Source organism: Phocaeicola sartorii JCM 17136 = DSM 21941, assembly GCF_054653615.1.
This window is the reverse complement of record NZ_BAAIFW010000005.1, coordinates 563,046-587,577: the sequence shown is the minus strand read 5'-3', so window position 1 is coordinate 587,577 and position 24,532 is coordinate 563,046. Positions and strand designations below refer to the sequence as shown.

The 24,532-nt window shown below is 44.3% G+C and carries 16 protein-coding genes; 2 read left to right on the top strand and 14 right to left on the bottom strand.

The annotated features are described in order from the left end of the window. Window positions 1-55: 55 nt before the first annotated feature. The 8 genes from tnpB to ACYQ0C_RS02435 all read right to left on the bottom strand — a co-directional run bounded on the left by tnpB (window position 56) and on the right by ACYQ0C_RS02435 (window position 8,562). Window positions 56-406, bottom strand: coding sequence for an IS66 family insertion sequence element accessory protein TnpB (gene tnpB, locus ACYQ0C_RS02470; RefSeq protein ID WP_016275465.1), 351 nt, complete (start codon window positions 404-406; stop codon window positions 56-58). Continuing rightward, window positions 394-795, bottom strand: coding sequence for a hypothetical protein (locus tag ACYQ0C_RS02465; protein ID WP_016274973.1), 402 nt, complete (start codon window positions 793-795; stop codon window positions 394-396). Before ACYQ0C_RS02465 ends, tnpB begins: the two co-directional genes overlap by 13 nt. Window positions 796-1,452: 657 nt before the next feature. Continuing rightward, window positions 1,453-1,881 (bottom strand): arsenate reductase ArsC, encoded by a 429-nt coding sequence (locus ACYQ0C_RS02460; protein ID WP_016275464.1) that lies wholly within the window; start codon window positions 1,879-1,881, stop codon window positions 1,453-1,455. Between the two features lie 26 nt (window positions 1,882-1,907). Beyond that, window positions 1,908-3,248, bottom strand: a complete 1,341-nt coding sequence (locus ACYQ0C_RS02455) for a permease (protein ID WP_016275463.1) — start codon at window positions 3,246-3,248, stop codon at window positions 1,908-1,910. A 9-nt stretch (window positions 3,249-3,257) separates the two neighbouring features. Further along, window positions 3,258-3,494, bottom strand: a complete 237-nt coding sequence (locus ACYQ0C_RS02450; RefSeq protein WP_032941444.1) for a thioredoxin family protein — start codon at window positions 3,492-3,494, stop codon at window positions 3,258-3,260. Window positions 3,495-3,720: 226 nt separating this feature from the next. After that, the gene (locus tag ACYQ0C_RS02445) at window positions 3,721-4,047 is read right to left on the bottom strand and encodes an ArsR/SmtB family transcription factor (protein WP_016275461.1); all 327 of its coding nucleotides are present in this window, start codon (window positions 4,045-4,047) and stop codon (window positions 3,721-3,723) included. Window positions 4,048-4,282: 235 nt separating this feature from the next. Further along, window positions 4,283-7,363: an AAA family ATPase gene (locus tag ACYQ0C_RS02440; protein WP_016275460.1), complete on the bottom strand. Its 3,081-nt coding sequence runs from the start codon at window positions 7,361-7,363 to the stop codon at window positions 4,283-4,285. Then, window positions 7,360-8,562 carry an exonuclease SbcCD subunit D gene (locus tag ACYQ0C_RS02435; RefSeq protein ID WP_016275459.1) on the bottom strand — a complete coding sequence of 401 codons (1,203 nt, stop codon included), beginning with the start codon at window positions 8,560-8,562 and terminating at the stop codon, window positions 7,360-7,362. The genes ACYQ0C_RS02440 and ACYQ0C_RS02435 overlap by 4 nt, the downstream gene beginning before the upstream one ends. Window positions 8,563-8,733: 171 nt before the next feature. On the opposite strand from ACYQ0C_RS02435, the gene ACYQ0C_RS02430 reads away from it, so the two are divergent. Further along, entirely contained in the window at window positions 8,734-9,009 is a 276-nt protein-coding gene (locus tag ACYQ0C_RS02430; protein ID WP_005850911.1) for a hypothetical protein, read from the top strand. Continuing rightward, window positions 8,999-9,340 carry a type II toxin-antitoxin system RelE/ParE family toxin gene (locus ACYQ0C_RS02425; RefSeq protein WP_016275458.1) on the top strand — a complete coding sequence of 114 codons (342 nt, stop codon included), beginning with the start codon at window positions 8,999-9,001 and terminating at the stop codon, window positions 9,338-9,340. The genes ACYQ0C_RS02430 and ACYQ0C_RS02425 overlap by 11 nt, the downstream gene beginning before the upstream one ends. A gap of 52 nt (window positions 9,341-9,392) precedes the next feature. Here the strand turns inward: ACYQ0C_RS02425 and ACYQ0C_RS02420 are convergent, their stop codons facing one another. The 6 genes from ACYQ0C_RS02420 to ACYQ0C_RS02395 form a co-directional block, all read right to left on the bottom strand. Beyond that, window positions 9,393-11,744 carry a glycoside hydrolase family 127 protein gene (locus tag ACYQ0C_RS02420; protein ID WP_016275457.1) on the bottom strand — a complete coding sequence of 784 codons (2,352 nt, stop codon included), beginning with the start codon at window positions 11,742-11,744 and terminating at the stop codon, window positions 9,393-9,395. A gap of 53 nt (window positions 11,745-11,797) precedes the next feature. Next, window positions 11,798-14,257, bottom strand: coding sequence for a glycoside hydrolase family 31 protein (locus ACYQ0C_RS02415; protein ID WP_016275456.1), 2,460 nt, complete (start codon window positions 14,255-14,257; stop codon window positions 11,798-11,800). A gap of 69 nt (window positions 14,258-14,326) precedes the next feature. After that, complete coding sequence (locus ACYQ0C_RS02410) at window positions 14,327-15,958, bottom strand: RagB/SusD family nutrient uptake outer membrane protein (protein ID WP_025077032.1); 1,632 nt, start codon at window positions 15,956-15,958, stop codon at window positions 14,327-14,329. Between the two features lie 21 nt (window positions 15,959-15,979). Then, window positions 15,980-18,928 carry a SusC/RagA family TonB-linked outer membrane protein gene (locus ACYQ0C_RS02405; RefSeq protein WP_016275454.1) on the bottom strand — a complete coding sequence of 983 codons (2,949 nt, stop codon included), beginning with the start codon at window positions 18,926-18,928 and terminating at the stop codon, window positions 15,980-15,982. Window positions 18,929-19,139: 211 nt separating this feature from the next. After that, complete coding sequence (locus tag ACYQ0C_RS02400) at window positions 19,140-21,980, bottom strand: two-component regulator propeller domain-containing protein (RefSeq protein WP_016275453.1); 2,841 nt, start codon at window positions 21,978-21,980, stop codon at window positions 19,140-19,142. A 197-nt stretch (window positions 21,981-22,177) separates the two neighbouring features. After that, window positions 22,178-24,526, bottom strand: coding sequence for a beta-galactosidase (locus tag ACYQ0C_RS02395; RefSeq protein WP_081642371.1), 2,349 nt, complete (start codon window positions 24,524-24,526; stop codon window positions 22,178-22,180). Between the last annotated feature and the right edge of the window lie 6 nt (window positions 24,527-24,532).

The following is a 24,532-nucleotide window of genomic DNA, read 5'->3' as shown; positions in this document are numbered from 1 at the left end:
CCAAAATATTCGGGTAGTAATTTAAAATCAAATAACTAATATACAGTATATTACATTAGATTCTGAAACGTTTTCGCAACCGTACAGACTTCAATGACACTCCATTTAAGATAAAAGACAAAACCTGATAAGAGATCTCATAATTGCCTGTATGGGGGTTAAATGTCGGCAACTCAAAACTTCCACCTTCCAGACGCTTGTAGTACAGGAGAAAGCCGTCACCATCCCAACGCAGTATTTTTACACTTTGCCGGTTTTTGCCAAAGAATAAAAATATATCTCCGGAAATGGGGGACAACTCCTTCATTTGAGAGTGTATGATTTTGAATAGACCGTCAATGCCAAGGTTCATACGAACAAAGCCCTGGTACAGATAGTATCGGTTGGCTGATGTTAGAGAATACATGGATCCCCCTCCTTTCTTTCGTAATCGCGTAACATTTTAATAATACCCCCGGGAGTGGCCCGTTTGACTGAAATGGTCGTTCCACTGTTAAACGTGATTGTGATCCCGGAAAGACTGAACTCTTCTTCCGACGACATGGCGGGGGCTATTTGAGTGAACGCAGGAGAGGTAGTGGTCAGTGGGGACGGCTCAACGCCGCCATAATAATCACGAACCACATCTGCCTTAGCTTGTTTAACGCTATAGCCCCGTCGGGACATCCAGGAACTCATACCTCCAAAAGTGGTATGCTGCTCGCGGCAAACATCCGCTAAAGAACAAGTGTAGTCTACTTTTAAGACTTCTTGGAAACGTTTCCAAGTTCTTCTAAATCTATTTTCTAAATCCATAATGCTGCATTTTTATACCTCGCAAAGATATGAGAGCTAAAAACGGACAGCAATATAGAATCGCGGAGACGCTTACCTGCCACGCTGAAAGATCTTTTCCGGCTGAAGGATTTATCGTGCATATCCTTCAGCCGAAAAGCCGATGAACAGGGCGTTTGCGGAGAGGCTGAAACTTCTGAAAGAAAAATAAGGTGTTTTGCCATGTATATACAATACGAGTGGAAAAGCATCAAAACATCCTGTTTTTTCAACAAGGAACAGACGTTTTTTTGAAGCCTCTGCCGTGCGGCTGAAACACGTACTATAGTGAGACGCAACACATACTAACGTATGGCATTATACGTACTAACGTGTAGGGCAACACGTCCTAACGTGTAAGCCGGAAGGTTAGTAATGACTACACGATCATACCAGAATGAAATTTCACATCAAAGACAAGGATGTTTTTTCAAAAGATCAAGAGCTTTTCAAAAAAGAACAGGAGTTTTTCTTGAAAGACCTTGATCTTTTTTAAAAACGTCTTGAGCTTTTTACCGCAGTCGGGAATCGTCCGGAAAACCAAAGAATCTTTCAAGAGCAAAAGTCCTTCCCCATGATTTTACAAGTGAACCCATAATCATTCACAGCCACTAGTACAAGTGCATAACCAGTATCCTTTTAGTTTAATTGCGGTTTTAATTCGTCCAGATAAAAGTCATAGAAACGGGTTTTTATTTCATCCCGTACCCGATGAAATTCACTGTTTATAAATTCCGGTGTTCCGACTGCTTCCGAAGGGTCATCAAACCCTATATGCAGCCTGTTTCTTACTTCACCTGTAAACATAGGGCAACTTTCGTTTGCACCACTACAAACAGTAATAACATAGTCCCATTTCTGTCCTGTATACCGGTTTACACTTTGGGGAATATGGTGAGATAAATCTATTCCCATTTCATCCATGACCTTTACCGCCATCGGATTAACTCTTTCAGCAGGTTTTGTCCCTGCTGAGAAGACATCCAGTTTCTTGTCAAACGACTGCAAAAAGCCATGTGCCATTTGGCTACGACAGCTATTCCCTGTACAAAGAATCAATATTTTCATAACATTCAAACAGTATTCATTATAAATTAAAAGAAATGGCCAAACACAAATCCTGAAATAGTCGCCATCACAATAACGAGAGCCACATAGACAATTGTCTTCTTGGTGCCTAATACACCACGAATAACCAGCATGTTCGGCAAAGACAATGACGGGCCTGCCAGCAACAAGGCTAAAGCCGGACCTTTACCCATGCCCGAAGCCAACAGTCCTTGAATAATCGGTACTTCTGTCAACGTGGCGAAATACATGAATGCTCCGGTAAAGCTGGCAAAGAAATTGGATAATAACGAATTACCGCCGACCGCCCATTCTATCCAGCTATTCGGGATAATGCCTGCAATAGCCGTATTGTCATGCGTTGAACCAAGCAGGAAACCTGCTGTTACCACACCGATAGCCAGCAACGGCAGGATCTGTTTGGCAAATCCCCAGGAAGCGAATGCCCATTCCCGATTCTCCTCATCCTGTTTGTCAAACAAGAGAATAACAGAAAGAGCGGTAATCGCTACAACCATCGGCACTAGCGGAATCAGTTTCGCATTGTCGATAAACAGATTGGCAAGGAGTGCAGAAACGGCTGTCGCTACTGCGCCGAGTACCACCCACAGAATAGATAGTCTCAATATCTTGACAAGCGACCAGCACAGCAGAAGCGATAAGGTCCCGGTTATGTACCATTTATAGGTGAAGATACCATACCACAACCCTGTATCCGAGGAGGCAGGCGCACCCCAATTCGCAAACATCAGAATGAGAACCAACGTAAAGAAATGGAACGAAGTCTGCCACATCGGACGTTTTTCGGGAGGAGGGACTATATTCATCTGTTCCTCCTTCTTGTCTTTCTCTTCCTTACTGAAAATGAAAGACATAGCCAATCCGATCACAACGGAAAACAGCACCGCTCCGACAATCCGGGCCACCCCCATTTCAAAGCCAAGAATCCGTGCTGTCAGGATAATTGACAGGATACTGATGGCCGGACCTGAATAGAGAAATGCGATAGCCGGACCTAATCCTGCCCCACGTTTATAGATGCTGGTAAAGAGTGGCAAAATCGTACATGAACATACGGCAAGAATTCCACCTGAGACAGCCGCTACCGTATAAGAGAGCCATTTCCTGGCATTCGCCCCGAAGTATTTCAGTACAGAACCCTGACTGACGAATACGGCGATTACACCTGCAATGAAAAAAGCAGGTAACAGGCACAACACGACATGTTCTTGGGCATACCATTTCGCAAGGTCAAGGGTAGCCTCTACGGCTGTCATGAACCGTTCGCTTCCGAGCGGCAGAAAAAAAAACGCCACAAAGGCTGTGACAATCCGGAATAGGATTTTCAATTCCTTTTTCGTATCCATAAGTCTATCCTAAATACCCAATATCTGCTTTATCTCACTCTCTGAGGGAACGTGTCCTTTTATTTTCACAATTCCATCCACTACCACTACGGGTGTTCCCATGACATTATAGCTCATGATTTCTATAATATCCTCGATTTTCGTGAGCTTCACAGCAAGATTGTTCTCGTTGATCACTTTCTCAACAGCCTGATAGGTTGCCTTGCATTTGGCACAGCCCGGCCCCAATATGCTGACTTCTTTCATGTCCGTTTTTGTGGTAGCCGCCTTGTCCTCGTCACAACAAGAGGCTGCCGGTTTTCCGGCATATTCTATCATCAAGTTGTCACCACATGAGCATGGTTTCGAAGAGAATAACGATGCCCAAAATCCTTTTTTGTTTTCTTTCTTTGTTCCCATTTTATTTCTTATTGGTTAAATCTATGTTTGTATTTCGTAAAACAACGAACATTCAAGTCTGAAAAAATTGTCGCTATTCGCAACAACTTTCCTTTTCACACACGCATTGGCCGAAGAACCCGGCAAAAAGCATGGAAGCAATCTTCCAGTTTTCCCTATTGATACAGTATTTCACTTTCGGAGTTTCTATCTCCCCTTGTATCAGCCCTGCGTCTTTCAACTCTTTCAGATGCTGGGAAACTGTCGCTTTCGAAATAGGCAACACCTCATGAATGTCTCCGAAAAAGCAACTGTTCTGCTTTATCAGAAATTCAATGATCGCCACTCTTGCCGGATGCCCCATAGCTTTGGCAAAACGAGCGAGTTGCTCCTGTTTCACTGTATATTCTTTGTTTTCCATCTTCATTCTTCCAGTTTATCGTTCGCAAAATAACGAACATTAATTGTTTTATCCAAAAATATAAAGAGATTTTTTAATCAAGTTACGAACAGGCGTAGAATAGACAGCGCTTGTATCAGCATGAAAACGCAACGAATTTTTCTATCATACCACACAAGCAACCGACCATTAGCACATCTTATATACTGGTATTATAACTGAAGTTTTTGGATTCGATTCCAAAAACTTCACCTTCCTATTGTCCCATCACCTGTACCTTGCTCCTTCCGCTTCCGGTCTTCACCACCTGCACCTGTGCGGGGATACGTTCCGTCATCTCCGCCACATGGGAAATCACCCCTATCTTACGCCCCTGCATCTGCAACCGCTCCAAAACATCCATCGCAATGCGCAGAGTGTCCATATCCAGCGATCCGAAACCCTCGTCAATAAACAACGACTCCACATTCATCCGGTTGGAGGACAAGGAAGACAGGCCCAATGCCAAGGCGAGAGACACCAAGAAAGATTCACCGCCCGAAAGGGAATGGACACTACGCACCTCACCCATCATATCAAGATCCACAATCTGCAAGGCCAGCGTGTCAGGGATACGTTGCAGTTCATAACGGGGGGCAAGGTCTTGCAAATGCCTGTTGGCATAAAGCAAAAGGACATCAAGCGTATAACCTTGGGCTATTTCTTTAAACTTGGTGCCAGTCTGGGAACCGAACAGTTCGTTCAGTTTCGCCCAATTCTCGTAGATAGAGTTTTTCTCCTCCAACTCTTTCTCGATGCCGGCTATGCGTTCCTTACCTTTTATATGGTTCTGTATCGTCACCTCTATTTGGGCCAAGCGTCCGGTTTCCGCTTCTTTGGCGGCAGTGCAGGCAGTCAATATTTCAATCAGCGACTCCTTGTCCTCCGTGGTATCCGGTTTCAGAGGAACTTGTTGATGTTCCTCCCTTTTCTGCCTTCGCTCCGCAAGGATCGCCTGAAGAGTGGTTTCTTTCTCTTTCAGTGTGCCCAACGCTTGTTTCTCAGCCAGTATCCAGCTTTTGTCTTTGGAAAGCAATTGTTCCAACTCGGCATACGTTTCCTTTTGAAGAGTGAGCCACTCGTTTATTTTCAATTCGTCTTGTTGCAAGACAGCAGTCAAACGGACTAATTCCTTTTCCAACTGTGCGGTCTGCCCTTTGTAAGATTCCGCCTGCACAGTTAAAGAATGATGCAAGTTCATGGCTTTTTCCAGTTGTTGTTCCAGTTCCTTTTGCCGCCTTGCATGGCTTGCAACCACCGTTTCGGTAGGTTCACCATTCAACAGGGAAGACCGCAGACGAGCACGTTCGTTCAGTTCAGTCTGTTGCTTTTCTTCTTTTTGTTTCTTTTCTTCGTACAAACGAATGGCATTGGACTCTTCATTTTTCAGGCTGTCCTTTTGGGCAGATTTTGAAGTGAGAGCCTCTTTTATTTCGGTCTGCTCTTGCAAACGGGCATTCCATTGCCTGCCGAATTGCTGGACATAATGTTTCAATGTGCCCTGCTCCAACAAATCTTCCCAATTGGGAATAATGGATACGTATGTTTCTACTTTTTTCAGCGTATCATCCACTTGCGCCACATAATTCTCAATCAATGCGGAAAGACGGGCCATCTCCAGTTGGCGGGCATTCAGCGTGTTTTTCAGTTGTTCCATTTCTTTAGCAACCTGTTCTTTCGCACGGTTCAGTTCCTCTTCCTGCAAGGATTGAACATTGGTCTGTTCCCTCATCGGATGATGGAGACTCCCGCAGACCGGACATGGCTTTCCTTCCTCCAACTGCTCACGAAGCAACAGCACCTCTGCCGGCAGCAGTCGGTTCAGACGCTCGGCTTCCTGTTGTACCGATTTCAACCGCTGTTCCTCCGCTTCACTCGCTTTCTTTACTTTATCCAGCAGTTGACGGTTCGATACGCTTTGCGCCCTTGCCATTTCCAGATTGGTAAGCAAACTGGTAATCAGTTCAACGGCAGGAATCAGTTGGGAATAAGCGGTATATCGTTCAAACCAGGTTTGCAAGGCGGTTTGCTTTTCCATCAACAAACTTATATCCTTTTCAGTCCTACAAACGGATTGATGCAGATTATCTTTCGCTTTCAATGCCAAAGCCGCCTCTTTCCGGCTTTCCGTCCATTGCTTTCTATTTTCCACCAATTGCACATCCAATACTCTGGCCTTATCCAATTGCGGTTCCTGCTGTAACAGATAGGCCTTAAATTCCGCCAGCTCCTTCTGAGCGGCTTCCCACTGCACGTTTGCGGAAGTCTGCAAAGCCGCATTCTGCCGGATGGCAACCTGTATTTCGCTCAACCGGGAACGACCGGCAGCTATCTGTTGCCGGGCATTACGCTGTTCCATATACACATCGCGGATATCCTGCGCCTGCTCTATACGGGCCAACAGTTCATAACGCGGACGGGCGGCTTCTATTTCTTTTCTGATGCTGGAAAGTGATTCTTCCGCCTGTATGCATCCTGTATGCAAGCGTTCTTCTTCTTCCAGCCATTTCAACTTGCCGGACAACGCCTCCTCTTTCTTCTTCGAAACGGACAAGCGGACTTGTAATTCTTCCTTTTCAGCCGAAAGTTGCTGTAATTGCTCTTCTGTCAGCAACTCAATGCCTTTGATACGTTCCTGCAACAATTTATATTCGCCTTCCGCCCGCTTGGTGCGTTCATAGATGGAAGCAGAGATACGCGAGTAAATTTCCGTTCCGGTGAGTTTTTCCAAGATTTCGGCTTTCTCTGGCTGACGGGCTTTCAGGAAGGTAGCGAAATCTCCTTGAGCCAGCAACACAGAGCGGTTGAACTGTTCGAAAGAGAGTCCGATTAATTCACTGATACGGGATAATAATTCGGTCTTTGTCCCTTGCTGTTCCACTCCGGAGGTAAGGTTGGTCAACGTCATTTCCACTTTTTGCAAGGAGCCGTTTATCTTTCCACGCGAACGCCGCACTGTCCAACGCGAACGGAACACCTCTCCTGTCAAAGCTACAAAATCCACTTCCGAATACCCTTCGGCCGTACCCCGGCGAAGGATGGAACGACTGTCGTTCTGTGCAATTCCCCTGTCGGCAACATCCATGACAGAGACGTTATTCTCTTTCGCCTTGTTCATACGTGGCATACAGTCAAACAAAGCCAGACACAAAGCATCCAGCAAGGTTGACTTTCCGGCTCCAGTACTGCCTGTAATGGCGAATATACCTGCCGAGCATAAAGGTTCGACGGTAAAATCTATCATAAATTCACCTTCCAATGAAGCCAGATTCTTCCCTCTTATCGCTACTATTTTCATACTCCCGCCTCCTTGATTACACTTTCCAACAATTGTTTCATGGTATCGGGCATCTCTGTCCCTCCATATTTTCGTTTAAAGACATCCAGTGCCATATCCAGCGGACGGATGGTTTGCAACTCCTCATAGGAAGTGGCGACAATGCCGCTTGCCTTTTTTTGTGGAAGCATAGCAGCGATGCGTGCCAAGCGGACTGCTTTTCCTTTCAACGCTTCTTCTATTTTATATTTATAAGAAGGTTCGGGCTCGGTCATCAAAATCTTTATTTCCAGATAGGGCGACCGCAACGTGACATCCCCATCAGGCAAATCGCCGATGGCTTGCAGCACTTCTTCCAGCGGACGGGCCTGACGGGGAATACTCATCAATCCGGCTAACGGTTCAAATGCCAATCTCTCCATGCCGGTACCCTCAGCCCCTATCGTTATCATGACCACTCCCGAAGCATTGTTCTTCTCAGCAAAAGACATCGGCATGGGAGTTCCGGAATAACGCACATTCTCCCGATGGGATACACGCTGGGAGCGATGCAGATGCCCCAATGCAGTATAGGCGATAGCCTCATCAAAAGCATCGGGAGATACACATTCCAAGCCTCCGATAACGGTACGTTCCGAACGGTCGTCCTCCGAAATTTCCGAGCCGGTGGCTTGCAGATGTCCCATGGCGATAACGGGAACTCCTTTCTCCTTCACTTCGTTGAAAAGCTGTTCATAAAGCAGTTGGACTCCCTTTGAGTAATTTTCAGCCGAAGGATAATCGCCCTGACGCAGATAGGGGACGGCAAGGCAATAGGCGGTCACTTCCCCTTCTGTGTAAAGGGGGACAATGAGGTGTTGCAAGTCTATATCACCTTCCGCATTGCGGCGCACGACACCGCGAACAGTGACATTCATATCCTCCAACAGGGGATTGGGAGCCTCCAGACGGGCTGCCGAGTCATGATTTCCGGCAATGATGATAATTTGCAAAGAAGGGTTTTCGGACGTAACTTCTCTTAGAAAACGATAATACATTCGTTGTGATTCCGCCGAAGGGTTCGGGCTGTCGAATACATCACCTGCTATCAACAATACATCTATTTCATGCTGTCTTATCTGCTGTTTCAGCCATTCTAGAAAATGGAGATGCTCTTCCCGCCGGTCGTATTCATAAAAAGTCTGGCCCAGATGCCAGTCTGCTGTATGGAGAATTTTCATTAGCTGTTCGGTTTGTTTCCTGCAAAAATAGGAAAACAAAATGAAAAAAGGTATTTCTTTTAGGTACAACCTCTAAATGAAAACTATTTTTCATGCAGAAAACAAGCAGACATGCCGCCTTTTCGCTATCTTTGCCATACGAGATAAATAATAAGAAGAAAGGAGAACGTCATGAGTACAATCACATTGGAATCAATACAAAACGAACTGATTCGGGAAATCCTGGACATCAAGAATGTAAAGGTGTTGGAGTCTGTAAGGAAGACTCTTGTTCATGCTAAAAAGGAAATGGAATCTGTTTCTACCATGGTGGCAGAGGATGAAGAACCCTACATGACCAAAAGTGAAATAATGGACGGGCTGTCCGAGGCTTGCAAAGACATCAAACTGATGCGTGAAGGAAAGCTGAAAGGCCGTCCCATAGAAGAATTGCTCAATGAACTATAAAATCAAAGTATATCGCCGCTTCGAAAAAGAAGTAAAGAAACTTTCCAAGCGATATAAATCATTGAAGCAAGACTTGACAATTTTAGCCGCAGAACTCATGCAGAACCCTGACATGGGTACTGATTTAGGCAATGGCCTACACAAAGTACGCATGAGTATAGCATCAAAAGGAAAAGGAAAAAGAGGCGGAGCAAGAGTGATCACTCTCATCGCCACTCTATCCAAAGAAGAAAAAGAGATTGGCTTACATTTCATTTATGATAAATCAGAGCGTGAGAATATCACTGATAAAGAGTTACAAGCGGTCTTGAAAGACAACGGAATTATCTGAAAAAACGAACCGGTCATGCCAACTGAGGCATGGCCGGTTTGTATATCTATCATCATTCAGCCACCAGCCGCACCTCATAAATATGCGGAGTCACTTTCTCATTTCCTTTACCGATCTTTATCTCCAGCTGCTCATTGGATTGCATAGATACAGGCACATCAAATATCCCAACCGATACATCCGAAGCCGGTTTACCAGCCAATCGTCCTACTTCCTGCCCGTTTATCCATACTTTTGCATCCTTACGAATCTCGGGACGAAACCGGATACGCACTTTATTGACCTGCTTTCCGTTCGTCTTCATACAATAACTGAACCAACCGACCGCCTCACGCCAGTGAATCCCTTCATCGTCCCCCGTACGGGAATTCTCCATCCGGATGAAATGGTCGCTTTCCGGTTGCTGTTCCCCACAAATCACTTTATCGGCGGTCATACCATCCAATGCGGCACGCTCCTTTTCCTCTTTCGCCAACTGTTCCTGCCTTGCCTGCAACTCCTGTACGGACAACACAGGCCAATAGACCATATACCGGCACTCGTATAAACGGAAAAACGGTTCAACAGTCATACCCTCATAGCGTTCGGGATAAACTCCGGACAATGTAAATGTCAACGGTTTACCTTCCACTTTCTTCAGATGAGAAAGAAGATTGTTCTTATCCCCCACAATGACAGGCATCGTTTGTAAAGGCAGGCGCGGTCCGGCAGCAATGTGTCCGCCACGACTGTCATCGGCAAACATACCATCCTGATTTTGCTTGCCCAACCGGGTGGCCAGCACAATCGGTCCGTATAAGATGGAATAGTTGGCAGAACCATCCGGCAGTGCAATGGCACGCAAATGCATCGGCAGTTCCAGCCTTACTTTGTCACCTTTTGACCAAGTACGGTTCAGGCTAACATATCCCTCTTTGACCGTCACGTTCTGCCGTTTACCATTAACAGACAAGCATAATGCTTCCGGCTTCGTCCATTCGGGAATACGGAAAAGGAGGGTGAATTCCTTCTTTCCCTTTTCCGGAGAAATAACAAGAGTGGTCTCCTCTTCATCGGGGAAAGCCGTCTGTTGCTCAATTTGGGTATCTCCCCAACGTAAGGTAGACGGGATGAAAAGATTGACATACAGATTATTATCCTTGTGTCCATAAATCATTTCACCATAACGGGCATGATTTTCCATTCCCGATCCCACACAACACCAGAAACTGGTCTGAGGCTGCGAATAGACCCTGTAATGACCGGCACGCATCGGAGTGAAATAAACAAATCCGCCTTGCACAGGGTTTTGCGTGGAAAGGATATGGTTATAAAGTGCCCGTTCGTAATAATCCATAAAATGAACGTCCGCACTCGTTTCATACAGCATTTTTGTAAGGCGGAGCATATTGTAGGTGTTACAAGTTTCTGGCCCCTGCTCGCTGGTGAGCATACTGCTGAAATCATCAGCCGGATGAAAATGCTCACGCACACTGTTACCTCCGATGGTGATGCTGCGATGGTTTACCACTGTCTCCCAGAAATAGCAGGCCGCTTCACTCCAGTCCCGGTTGCCTTCCAAATCGGCAATACGTTTGAAACCTATCACTTTCGGTATTTGCGTATTGGCGTGCATCCCCGTCAATTTATCCTCTTGTTTCAACAAAGGCTGCAACACGGTCTGGTGAGAAAATTGATGAGCCAGTTTCAAGTAGCGTTTGTCGCCGGTGATAGCGGCCACATCGGCAAATGTTTCGTTCAGCCCTCCATGTTCGCTACGCAGCATATCCTGTATCTGTTCATCGCTCAACTTGGATACCAGACGAATCATCCAGTCCGTGAGTTTCACCAACATTTCCTTTGCTTCCTTATTACCAGTCTGAAGAGTTGCATCACGAAGGCCGGCATATATTTTATGAATATTATAAAGAGGAACCCAGCGGTCGTTCAGTCCGAAACCGGACGCACGAATGTTTCCTTCCTCTATTTCTTTCCACATTTTACGCCCGTTTGGGACTCCGCACAGATAACCGTCACCGGCGGCATCCTGGCAGCGCTTCAGTTCACTTATCATATAATCCAGACGCGCCTTGATCTCCTTATTTCCCGTAGCGGCATACATATAGGAAAGGGCCGATAAATAATGTCCGCCAATATGTCCGTCCAGCCCTGTATTTTCCCAATTGGTATAATTTTCGGCTTTAGGGGAAAGACCAGCCTCCTTCAAATAAGGAGCTAACAAACGGTCGGGGTCTATTCCCAGCAGATAACGGATATCCATATCCTCTGCGTGTTTGAAAGGGCTGGCGGTGAGCCGCACATCCCTGACCGGAAAACTTTCTACTTTTGTGGGCAACTGAGCATGCAAAGCTACTGAAGCTATAGCAAAAGCGGAAGTGGATAAAAGGGTTTTAAGTAAATTCATAATGTATTTTATCGTTTCTTTATTTATTCTGCTGGATATTCAATATGAGCATTCTAAAGTTTCACCTCAATTGCTGTACCGGTATAATTCACCATCTTTCCTCCTTTCAACGGTTTATCCCCTTCTCCCGATCTCTGATTTACGAGAACAACTTTGAACTTCCTCTTTTCCAACATTCCGGGATATCCTCCTTCACGGTCGCTGATGTGCAAAGTACGGTTACTATCATCCCAACGGAAAGTGATAGTAGAATAAACTCCCTTTTCATAATTGTAATTATCGTTCTCATCCTCATAAAGAATAAAAGTTGCATTAGCACCCGGATAAACACGAATCTCCAGGTCATCCCAACTTTTTTCTGTGGCATACTGCACCGCAGGACCCCAAGGAATTATAGAACCGGCACGGACATAAACTGGCATGATATCAATAGGTACTTCACGCTGTATGGTTTGGCCACCAGCCAACTTTGCCCCAGTCCAGAAATCAAACCAGTTACTTCCCTTTGGCAAATATACATCCGTTTTCTCTATTTTCCGCATATTTTTCTGATAACCATTCTGTTTTTTATCCTGCCATGTATAGAGAGAATCAGTTACCGGACGTACTAAAAAACTACGTCCGAACATATACTCCGTATCCATATCAAGTACTTTCTTGTCTTTCGGAAAATCCATCACCAAAGGACGAATAATGCTGCCTGCCTTATTTGTTACTTCCCAAGTAGTACTATATAAATAAGGTAATAAGCGATAACGCAAATGGGTATATTTCTCCAATGCATCATAAGCCCAATCACCTTTATCACCGAACTGATAGATCTCTACAGCAACAGGACTGGAATTATGAGAACGCATGATAGGTTGGAAGGCTCCCCACTGATACCAACGGACGTGTAACTCATGATAAGCAATATTATTAACATCATTATTATATTTCCAAGCAAAAAATCCTCCCAAGTCAGTGTTCCAGTAAGGAATACCACACAAAGAATAATTCAGGCCAGCCGCCAGTTGCTTGCGCATCACTTCCCAAGTAGAAACGACATCTCCACTCCATGAATGTGAAGCATAACGCTGCTGTCCCAAGAATGAAGAACGGGTAAGTAAGAATACCCGTTTGTCGGAAGTGGTAGCACGCTGGTGTTCATAAACTCCTTTATTAGATATCAAAGGGAAAGCATTGTGAACCCTTCGGAAAGAACCTAAATAAGTTTTTGTATCAAAATCTTTATCTTGAACCTCCAGATGATCGGGTTCGGTAGAATCCAGCCACCAGCCGTCCATACCTAGATCGAAAATATTCTTTTTCATTTCATTCCAATAAATATTTCTTGCTACAGGATTGAACGGATCGTAAGGTTTCACTCCGGCTTTAGGTGGCCAAGTCTCAAAATGAAGCAAAGCATTCAGACTATCCATTTTGTGATACATCTCTGTCCACGGACCAAAAGAGGCCCATACAGAAATCATGATATGCGCATTCCGCTTGTGTATATAGTCAATCATTTCTTGAGGGCTTTTTATCCTTGGAGTACCATAACGTGCATCCGGATTCTCACCATTCGGAAGATATTTCATGTATTCCTTGTCGCCCATCTTATTAATATAGCGAGGATTCTGGAACTTCATGGAATTCCAGTTAGAGTCACATCCCCAATACTGCCAATCCTGAATGATTCCATCCAAAGGAACTTTCCGATCACGGTATTCATCAACCACTTCACACAGTTCATCCGGACTCTTATAACGCTCGCGGCACTGCCAGAATCCAAGTGTCCAAAGCGGATAAAGAGGAGCCTGCCCGGTCAAATCACGGACTCCGGCTATCACGCCATCCGCATTGCTACCATAAATGAAATAATAGTCGGCACAATCGCCCACTTCAGAATCGAATGACATTTCTTGCGGATTGTCCGTAAAGGTAGTCGGAGAATAATTATCCCAATAAAGCCCGTAACCTTTCACTGAATGAATAAAAGGAATGCAGATACTCATATTCTTGTTACGAAGAAAAAGTTTTTGATTGCGCTGATTCACTTTTCCAGTCTGTTGTTGCCCCAATCCATAAATCACTTCATCCTTATCTAATAAAAAAGCCTGCCGGACATTGTAAGAAAAAGTACCCGCATCATCAAACGGAGTGAACTGTGTCCCATAATCCTTGTCTTTTAACAACACCTTTCCGGTAGCGTCATAGAAATTGATTCCACCTGTAGATGAATTGACCTCCACCTGTAATGCATCCGACTTTAAACGAATATACTCTTTATTCATTGCAAACTCCACAGAAGTCTCCTCAGGCTCTTTCATTACTACAAGGCTCTTCTTGTCATACGAGCTTCCCTCCGGTGTCTTATAAACCCGGACGATGGATGGCGTATAAAATGCCACTTCAACATCCATACCTTGTACAGTAGCCTTAATCCCTTGCGGCATCTTCTGATAGCTCTGTGCCTGGGAAAATAATCCCAGGCAGAAGAGCAATAAACTTATCAAAATCTTTTTACTCATAATTCTTTCTAATTTAATATAGAAAAGAGAAAACAACCTTTTCATCCTTAAAAAAACATCCAATAAATACTATTTAGAATATCCCGGATTCTGTTTCAGATTACTATTGGTCAACAATACTTTATTTGGAATAGGATACAGATTTTTGGTTTCATCACTCTTATCATGAGAGAACCAAGCTTTTGTAGTGAAGATGCCAAAACGAATCATGTCCTGACGGCGGCGTCCTTCCTGACAAAACTCCCAACCAAGCTCATCAAGGAAACGACCATATTTAATATCCGTTCCTCCATCATGTTCTGTCTTGTAACTATCTCTCCGACCATAATCATATACACTTCCTCCCATCAGTTCCGCGTCTGTAACTTGCGCTTTTTCAGGTTCATTCTTGAAGGCGCGTTCACGTACCTGAGTCACCAAAGCACCTGCTCCCGATTTGCCCAAACGCATCAATGACTCCGCTTTCATCATCAATACATCCGCATATCGTAACAACGGCCAGTCATTGCTCAAACGGTTGGTTATACCGGTGGCATATTCAAATTTACCCCAACGGAACCCATCATCCACATCCGACTGATCAATAGAGGGGACATCTACCGTATAAATCAATGGTTTTCCATCAATACTACGCTTCAAGATTTCACCGGAATAGGTATATTGCTGACCTTGAATATAGTTATCCTCTAAACGTGCATCATCCTCATCAAAAGAATTAATAAACTGAGGCACTGCGCACACGCCCCCCCAAGGACGTGCAGTCAATTGGTAAGTATCTTGATTCTCAGGTGCTAAAGTGTACATATGAAAATCAAAATCATTCCATCCTGTCACATAAATTTCATCAAACGGCAATGCAAAGATAATTTCTTTAGAATTCTCATTATGCGTTACAAAAACATCCTTCTGATTATTTTCCAATGCATATTCTCCGGACTTCCCGGCATAATTAATCACGATATCACACTCGTCAATACATTTCTGCCATTGAGCAGTACCCGACCAGACTTCAGCATTCAAATACATTTTGGCCAGCAATGTATGAGCCGCCCACTTATTGAAACGTCCATAATAATAACCTCTCGGCGTTTCGGACAACAAATCCATATTCTCCGTTATTTCTTTCACAATAAAGTCAAAGACCTCTTTACGAGTAGACTGTTGCGGCAAAGAAGTATCTTTAAAATCTGTCACAATGGGCACATTACCATACAAATCAATCAAAATATAATAATATGAAGCCCTCAGTACTTTCAATTCGGCAATCAACTTTTCTTTCGTTTCTCCATCCACACTGATCACACCTTCTTCTATCTGAGATAAAATACGGTTACAGGTATTCACACCATTGTACGTGCGCTCCCATCCTTGAAGCACACCGTCATCCTCGGTAGTCCAAGTATGCTGATGCCATCTTTTATAGATATAACCGTCTACCCATCCAATACCATCACGGGCAGGAAGAACATGATCCGCACACAATTCCTGTGCACGAACCACTCCGTTCCATTGCAGCAACGTTTCACGCCAAGGTATATAAGCGGCATTTACCAGATAACTGACATCTTCCTCCGTTTTCGGTACGTAATCCTCAGACACTACCTGTCCATAGCTCTCATGCAGTAAATCAGTACAAGCTGTATTTCCCAACAATGCGGCTGTCATCAGTCCCATCGTCCATAATTTTATATTTGTTTTCATCTTCAATTCCTTTTTAGTTCATTAAAATTTCACATTAACGCCGAAAGTAAATGAGCGCACACTCGGATATCTGTCACGTGTATCATATCCCGGAGTCAAACCATCTGTTGATACTTCCGGATCAATACCTTTATATCTGGTTATAGTCAAAGCATTCAATACCGAACCATAAATACGGAGTGACTTTATATATTTACCTACCTGACCGAAACTATATCCCAAAGTGATATTGTCAATCTTCCAGTAGTCACCATCTTCTACATAATAGCTGTTGAATTCCGGTTCCACTTCCGGGCTCAACGTATGCTTGCCAAACACCAGGTCATTCACAGATTTCAAACGATTTTCAAAACGGCTGTTTTTTACATTTTCGTAATTCATACGTCCACCATTGATTATCTGGAAGCCAAACGCGCCACGCATCGTCACATTCAAGTCGAAGTTTTTATAACGAAGAGTATTGTTCCATCCCGCATACCATTTAGGAAGACCGTTACCAATAACATGCTTATCTTCGGGAGCATGAGTAAAATCTTTATAGTTCACCAACTCACCATTCCTGTCTTCGTAAATCCAATGACCTTCACTGTCCACATCCACTACTTTAAAGCCATAAAAATTACCGATGCTTTCACCTACCTGTACTCTGTGAGAATCGGCTACCTGACCGGAGTATTCCACCGTACCCGTATTAAAATAGTCGTAATCCGACTTAAAGATACTACCAGACAAACTGATCAGTTTATTAGAATTCAAAGAGAACGTTCCGGTAGTGCTCCATTCAAAATCTTTATTCTGAACAGGAACCACAGTTACCAATACTTCCACACCACGGTTTCTCATTGTACCACCATTAGCCATCGTCTTATTATACAAGTTCGGAGGGGTCGGTACTCCATATTCGTATATCAAACCATCGACATCACGGTTATAATAATCAATAGAGCCGGACAAACGGCCACCCCATGAAACAAAGTCCAACCCAATATTGGTTTCTTTCTTTTCCTCCCATTTCAAATCAGGGTTCGGGTTGGATGCCGGAACAATGGTCTGTATCCAATTTCCATTTACAAAAGCATACGAGCCGTATTTCAACATAGCTACCCCCAGGAAAGGATTTTTAGGTTGTGAACCCGTCACACCATATCCCACACGAAGTTTCAAATCATCAAATATCTTCTGATTCTTCATAAATGCTTCTTCGGTAATTCTCCATCCGACTGATACAGAAGGGAAAAGCCCCCATGCATTATCAGTTCCCCATAACTGGCTGGCTCCTTCATAACGAAGAGCTCCCATCAACAAATAACGATTCTTGAACGAATAAGTAGCACGACCAAAAAAACCGATCAGATTTGTAGGAGTTTTCTTTGAACCGATATTCGCCTTTCCGTCTTTCAAAGCAGAACCGATGCCAATATTATGCCATCCACCAAAATAATCATCCTGAAAACCATAGTTATCAATCCAAAGTTCTTCAAAGTCTGTTTCATTGTAGCTGTAACCGCCCAATACAGTGAATTTATGTGCACCGATTTCTTTGCTATATTGTGCAGTAAGTTCCATCAATTTCTCCATCTTGGTATAAGCACCTACAGAAGACCAACCTGCCAGTCCATCACGCAAAGCAGAAATATGGTTCAAAGTTTCACCATAACCACGGTTCATATTATCACGAATATAAGAGAATACGGCAGAAAGAGTCAAATCCTTGATAGGATTATAAACAATATTCCCATTGTAGCGCAACTGGGTCTTTTTTACATTTCCTTCAGCCTCATACAACAAAGCCAAGGGATTCTCGTATTCGAATTTGCTCACATTCTCATTCCATGTACCATCCTCATTTCTTACCGGATCGGTTGGGTTTCTACGAGTTGCCTGACCATATACCCAACCTCTGAAGCTCCCCCCATTGGTGGTAGATTCCATCTGGTTTTTCTTACCAAACAGACCGAATTTCAATTTTAACTTATCATCAAACATACGGTGGGTCACCTCAATACGTCCTTGGAAGCTTTCGAAATCCGATTTTTTCATAATCCCTTGACGAGAGGCATAGTTCAAGTTGGCAATATAATTAGTCTTTGAATTGCCGCCCATCAATGACAAGTTGTGAACATGGCTAACCGGTGTACGGCTAATCTCATCAATCCAATCCGTATCAGCCCCATGGTCCTGGTCGGGATAAAGGGTACGAAACTCATCTGCATTCAGCATATCCAGTTTCTTGGCTATAAGAGAAGTACTGACATAGCCATTATACTCCACTTGGTTAATATCCACTCCTTTAGCCTGTTTAGTAGTAATTAAAATCACACCATTCGTACCCCGTGTTCCATAGATAGCGGCAGCAGAACCGTCCTTCAACACGTCCACGCTCTCCACATCTTCGGGAGCCACAGTACCAAGTTCTCCAGGAATTCCGTCAATCAATACCAACGGAGCAGTATTAGCTCCACCAATGGTATTTGTACCACGAAGACGTATCTGGGTACTTCCCGTCGGGTCACCGTTAGGATTGGTAATGGCCAGACCGGCTACTTTTCCTTGAATCAGCTGTCCCACATCCTTCACAGCTCCTTTTACAAAGTTGTCGGCTTTCACACTAGCTACAGAACTGGTCACATCACCTTTACGCTGTGTACCGTAACCAATCACCACCACTTCATCCAAGGTCTTGGTATCCTCCTTTAAAACAATCTCTAATGAATTCTTTCCTGCTGTCGGAACTTCCTGAGTGACATAGCCAATATAAGAAATAACCAACACACTCTTTGCCGGAACATCCAACATAAAGTTTCCATCAAAATCGGTAATGGTTCCCATGGTATTATTGCCTTTTACAACAACACTGGCTCCTATGACAGGCTCGCCGGAAGAATCTTTCACCTTACCCGTCACTTTTTGCTGGGCTAAGGCTGTTAATGAAAAGCTTAACAGAGTAAGCAACAAAAACAAATGTTTCATTCTATATCAAATTTAAAGTTATACATACCTTTACTGCGGGAATGAATGAAGAAGATGTGTTTTTCTCCCCGTAAAAGGTTGTGGCAAAAGAATGAAATAGGAAATAGAAATACAGGTGAAGAACCATGCTAACAGGGGATACAAATGGCTCTAGCTATAACTTGACGCATTTGTACCCCCTATTTGCAACAATTAAAGGACAGGAAGAGATTTATTTTTCGTGCTGTGATTTCTGAAACTCACTGGGAGTCACTCCAAATTCCTCCTTAAAGCAAGTGGTGAAATACTTCCGGTTAAAATACCCCAACGTAGCGGCAACCTCTGTTACACTTTTATCTTTATCTTCCAGCATGTGTCTGGCATGCTTCATCTTAATGTTCCGGATAAAATCCAATGGAGTGCGGCCTGTTATGGCTTTCAATTTACGGGTCAAGGTAGAACGGGACATATTCATGGCATCAGCCAAAGCTGTCACATCAAAATCAGGCTCAGTAAGGTTATCTTCCACGGCTTTTACCGCTTTCTCCAATAAAAGTTTGTCCAGTTGTACAAACTCAGGTTCAGGTAAATTCACCTTGCTATCCAGATAAGTACGCATTTTAATCATCTCCTTGCTGTCCGCCCACATTTCATTATTCTTACGGTCTATCCGTTTCAGGTAAAGATATAGGCTATAACCGGATATGCCCATCACTATCAATACATAAAACAAATACGCCCACCAAGTTTCATAAAAAGCTGGAAGACGTCGGATGGTCAGTTCTGTTACTTCCTTGCTCCAAAGGCCGTTTTCATCCGTCGCCTTCACTTGAAAAGTGTAAGTACCCTTACTCAGATGATTATAAAAAGCCGAGTTTTTTCCACCTTCCACATATACCCACGCCTTGTCCACTCCTATCAACCGATAAGCATAGCGTATCTTTGAAGCATAACGGTGGTTAAGAGAAGAAAAACTAATTTCCAAATTCTGGTCATCGGGATGTAATTCTATCCGGTTAATGGAATTGCTACCCTTTCTGTCTCCGAATATCAATGATGCTCCTTGCAACTTTATATCAGTTATCTTGGTCTTCACTGCACTAGCCTTTCTTTCCAACCCGTTTGATGGAGTAACCATGCAAATACCCGGAATGCCGCCCCAATAAATATTGCCGTCTTTTGCCTGACAAACAGCAGTTGGAAGAAAGCGATGCAACAAGATGGAACCGTCCGTGGTGAGATAGGTGCGGAACGAACCGTTACGAGGATTAAATTCTATCAGTTTCTGGTTTGTATCAATCCAAATATGATTGTATGCATCAGCCACTATTTGGTTCACCTGATTACCGTTCATACCGCAAGCCTCATTATAACTGACCAACTTATTCTCTGAAGGATCATAAGAATAGACTCCTCCGTCACAAGTTCCCAACCACAAAATCCAATCGGGAGCAATAGACAGACAAGAGAAATTCTTGTCCAATTTGAAAGAACGAAGTTTTTCATCCGCCGTTGTCTGAAACAAACCATTGTCTTGAGTACAAATCCATATCAGCCCTTCCTTATTCTCCACAATTCCCATCACATGCCCCACATCGGGATAAACCTGTTTAATTCTTTTCTGACGGACATCATAACTGCAAAGTCCTTTACTCAATCCTATCCATAAGATTCCGTGCGAGTCTTCATACAATTTGGTCACCGTAGCGTTCGGTTCCACCTGCCCGTTCAAATCAATAACATTCTTCAGATGCATCTCCATTCCCTGGCGGGCCATACCATAAACCCATCTATTCAAATCCTTTGCCACCCAAATACCGTCATTGATACGTGCTCTCGTCATCTCGCGCCCGTTATCTAAAGCCAAAGAAGCAAGTGCGGGAAAATCCGAATAGATTTTTACCTTATCCCGCTTCAGATCATACAACACCAAACCGGTTCTTTCCTGCATTATCCACATCATACCGTCTCCGTCATCACACAAGGCCATTACAGCCGGACTACGGTTCGCCCTGTCCGCTAAAGCAGGCAAGGCATAATCCTTGGTTATATTATCCATCAGATGTACAATGAAGCTGGGGCAGTCAAAGGCCGATACCCACAGACATCCCCTCCCTTTCAGAACTTCTACCAACATGTGATTAACAGGTAGAAGTCCTGTCTGGAATTTCAATTGTTTTAACGTCTTATCCGGTTGTATTTGTAAGGACATGAAATCGTGCCCGGTGGTCAACCAGATATACCCCAGTTTATCATCCTGTACCAGACTAAGGATGACCCCATCCTCCTCACCGGCCGCATTGACCGGTAATTCAGAATATACAAACATGGAATCTTCCGGAGCCGAAGGGTCAAAACGCACCACACCATCCCCCCAGGTAGCCAACCAGAAGTAGTCCTGTTCATTATCCTGAACCATTACCGTAGGATTTTGTCTTCTCATCTTATCAGGATAAGGAACGAACTCGTCTTTTTCTTTGTCCAAATGATATACCCGGCCATTCCACACAGAGATAATAATCTCATGGTTGCGGCTCTCACAAAATCCGGAAATAGTAGTTCTTCCATATTCATTCTGGAGTGGATACTCTTTGACCAACTGTCCGTTGATGTCATATTTGGCCAATATAGAACGATAACTCAGCCACATATAGCCGTCACTGGTAGCATAAAGATACATCACCGGAATATTCTTCAAACGCTCTCGGTCCATAGGATGTACACTGTAGTCCGATTTATCAAGAATGTATACCCCTTTGTCTGTACCGAACCATATATTCCCCTTCTTATCCTCAGCGATACACTCCACCAAATTGTCCTCTAATAATCCCGGAGTTTCAATGTCCGAACGAAACACTTTCACATGATAACCGTCATCACGACATAATCCGTTCACCGTGCCATACCACATATATCCTTCGCTGTCTCTGAAGACGCGATGAATGGCATTTACCGGCAGCTGGTCAATGGTAGGAATATCTGTAATAGTTATGTTCTGAGAACACACCAAGAAGGAGAGAAAAGATAGTATAAAGGTCAATATATATTTCATTGTGCTTTCGGTTAGAATCATAGACTGCCCCAAAGTTATAAAAAAGAAACCGGATACTCTAGCAGTTTTTAAAATTTGCTAAAGTATCCGATAATTGTTCTACCCGCAGGTTCCTTCTTTTGAAACCTCCTCCTTACATCTGTGTTTTAATTCTTTTCTGTAGCTTCTTCATTTCCCGTAGGGGCAGTCTGTGTCTCCACCCCTACGGGAAAAGTATTTTAATAACCGAAACCGGTTGCTTTTACATACACCTTATAATCTTTCATCATGCCGGGAGCTCCTTGTTCCGCACGCGGCAGAATACGGAAACCGGTCACGTTATATTCTTTGCCGAGATCTATCACCACCTGATGAGGATAAGCCGTATTATCCACCGTCTGCCAGAAAGTACTTTCCTGCAAATCATAAATCTTATCGGCTGTGCGGTTACCGCTACGAGTCTCCTCGCTGTCTGCATAAACAATCTTCCAGTTTTCACGAGAGATTTTCTGTCCTTTCTCATCCAGCACGTCAAACTCCGCGATGGCGGCAATGTTGGTATTATCAAAAGAAGACAGACCTTCCAGACAGAAGTAACGTCCTTTCGTAGCAGGTACTTTCACTTCCTGCCAACCGTTACCCGGTTTGAAAGTACCGGCAGCTACCGGTGTTTCCTTCTCCAGCTTGATGGTCTGTCCTTGCTTACGATGCGTTTCGGGAACAGCCACGCGAAGCATATCCAGGATAGGTTTGTTCAATCCGATAATGGTCGCCTCTTTCGGACCTTTCAAATCAAGAACAATGATTTCGTTCACTCCTTTTTTCAGCCAGCAGCCCGGCATGAACAGGGTTTGTTGAGGGCCGATTTCCCAAAAACGTCCCATGGCATGACCGTTCACCCATACCATACCTTTTCCCCAAGACTCCATGTTCAGGAACGTATCAGCCACCTTATCCAAGGTAAAAGTGGCGCGATAGTAGGCGGGAATACTTTCATCATTTTTCTCTATGCCACAAGCGGCAGACGAGTTCATATCCTGAAAATTCCTGGAAGATACAAATTCATAATCTACGGGAAGATTATAAACAGTCCAGCCTTTCAGCGTTTCGGCATTCTGACCGTTCACCAGTTCCACTTTCCCGGTAATTCCCTTGCGGTCGTGAATGGACTTGTCAAAGTTCACACGCCCCATGGCTTCCACCAATAAATCAAGCTGTGTACCGGCTTTCAAAGCAGGCAGTGTAAGTTCCTGTTCTCCACTACGGCGGTCCAGACGCCCCAACAGTTTCCCATCGGCAAAAACCTGTGTCCAGTCATGCTGTTCGGTGATTTTCAAAACGGTTCCCGCTTTCACATCTTCCGGCAAATGGGTACGGTACAGGATACTTCCCCAACCCTGGTCAAATTTCTCCATCGGCCGGATTTCCTCTGTCTGCTTCGGTTCGGGCAGATTGTCAACCAACGGAGCTATTTGAGTGAATTTAATGGCAGGGATTTCCATCACCGGTAAAGCTTCGGGAACTTCAGGCAATGTTTGTCCTTCGTCCAAGTAGTCCTTCAACATATCACGTAAAGCAAAATACTTGTCGGTGGTCCAGCCTGCTTCGCTGATAGGAGCGTCATAGTCATAGCTGCTGCACATAGCCGAGTAAGCCGGATTGTTGGCACCGCCCCACCAACCAAAGGTAGTTCCTCCGTGAGTCATGTACAGACTGAAAGAAATACCTTTGTCCATCATCTCTTTCAGACCATCCACCATGATTTGTCCGTCACGGGTTTCGTGCTTGCGTCCCCAGTGGTCAAACCATCCGCTCCAGAACTCGCTGCACATCAGCGGAGCGTCGGGACGTACTTCTTTCAGTTTGGCAAACTGTTTGTCGATATCGGCTCCCGTACCGAAGTTTACAGTCCAGAGCAAATCATCCAAGCCATTATTCAGGAAATTAGAGCTCCAGTCACATTGGAACAAAGGCACTTCGGTGAAGCCTGCGGCGCGTACCGTATCACGGATGGCCGACACATACGGCTTGTCCGTACCATACGAACCATATTCGTTTTCCACTTGCACCATAATGATGTTACCGCCACGGGTAATCTGCAAGTTCTGCAACTGCTTGCCCACTTCGTGCATAAAAGCTCCCACGTGCTGCATATAAAAGGGATCAAGTGTACGTAACTGTACGCTGTCATTCTTCAACAGCCACCAAGGCAGACCACCCATTTCCCATTCCGCACATACATACGGGCCAGGACGCACAATGACGTACATGCCATGCTTCTGAGCCAATTTACAGAAAGCTGCAATATCTTTATTGCCTGTAAAATCATACTTACCGGGAGTTTCCTCGTGCAAATTCCAAAAGACATACAGACAAAGTGTATTCATGCCCAATGCCTTACACATTTCAATACGATGTTCCCAGTATTCACGGGGAATGCGCGGATAATGCACCTCTGCCGCTTTGACCACGAACGGTTTCCCATTCAGCAGAAAGGTATTCTTACCTGCTTCGAATGTTCCGGGCTGATTGCCGGCACATCCCGCCAGCAGCAGGACCGCCAGCAATAAAGTCAGTAATTTCTTCATCTTCAT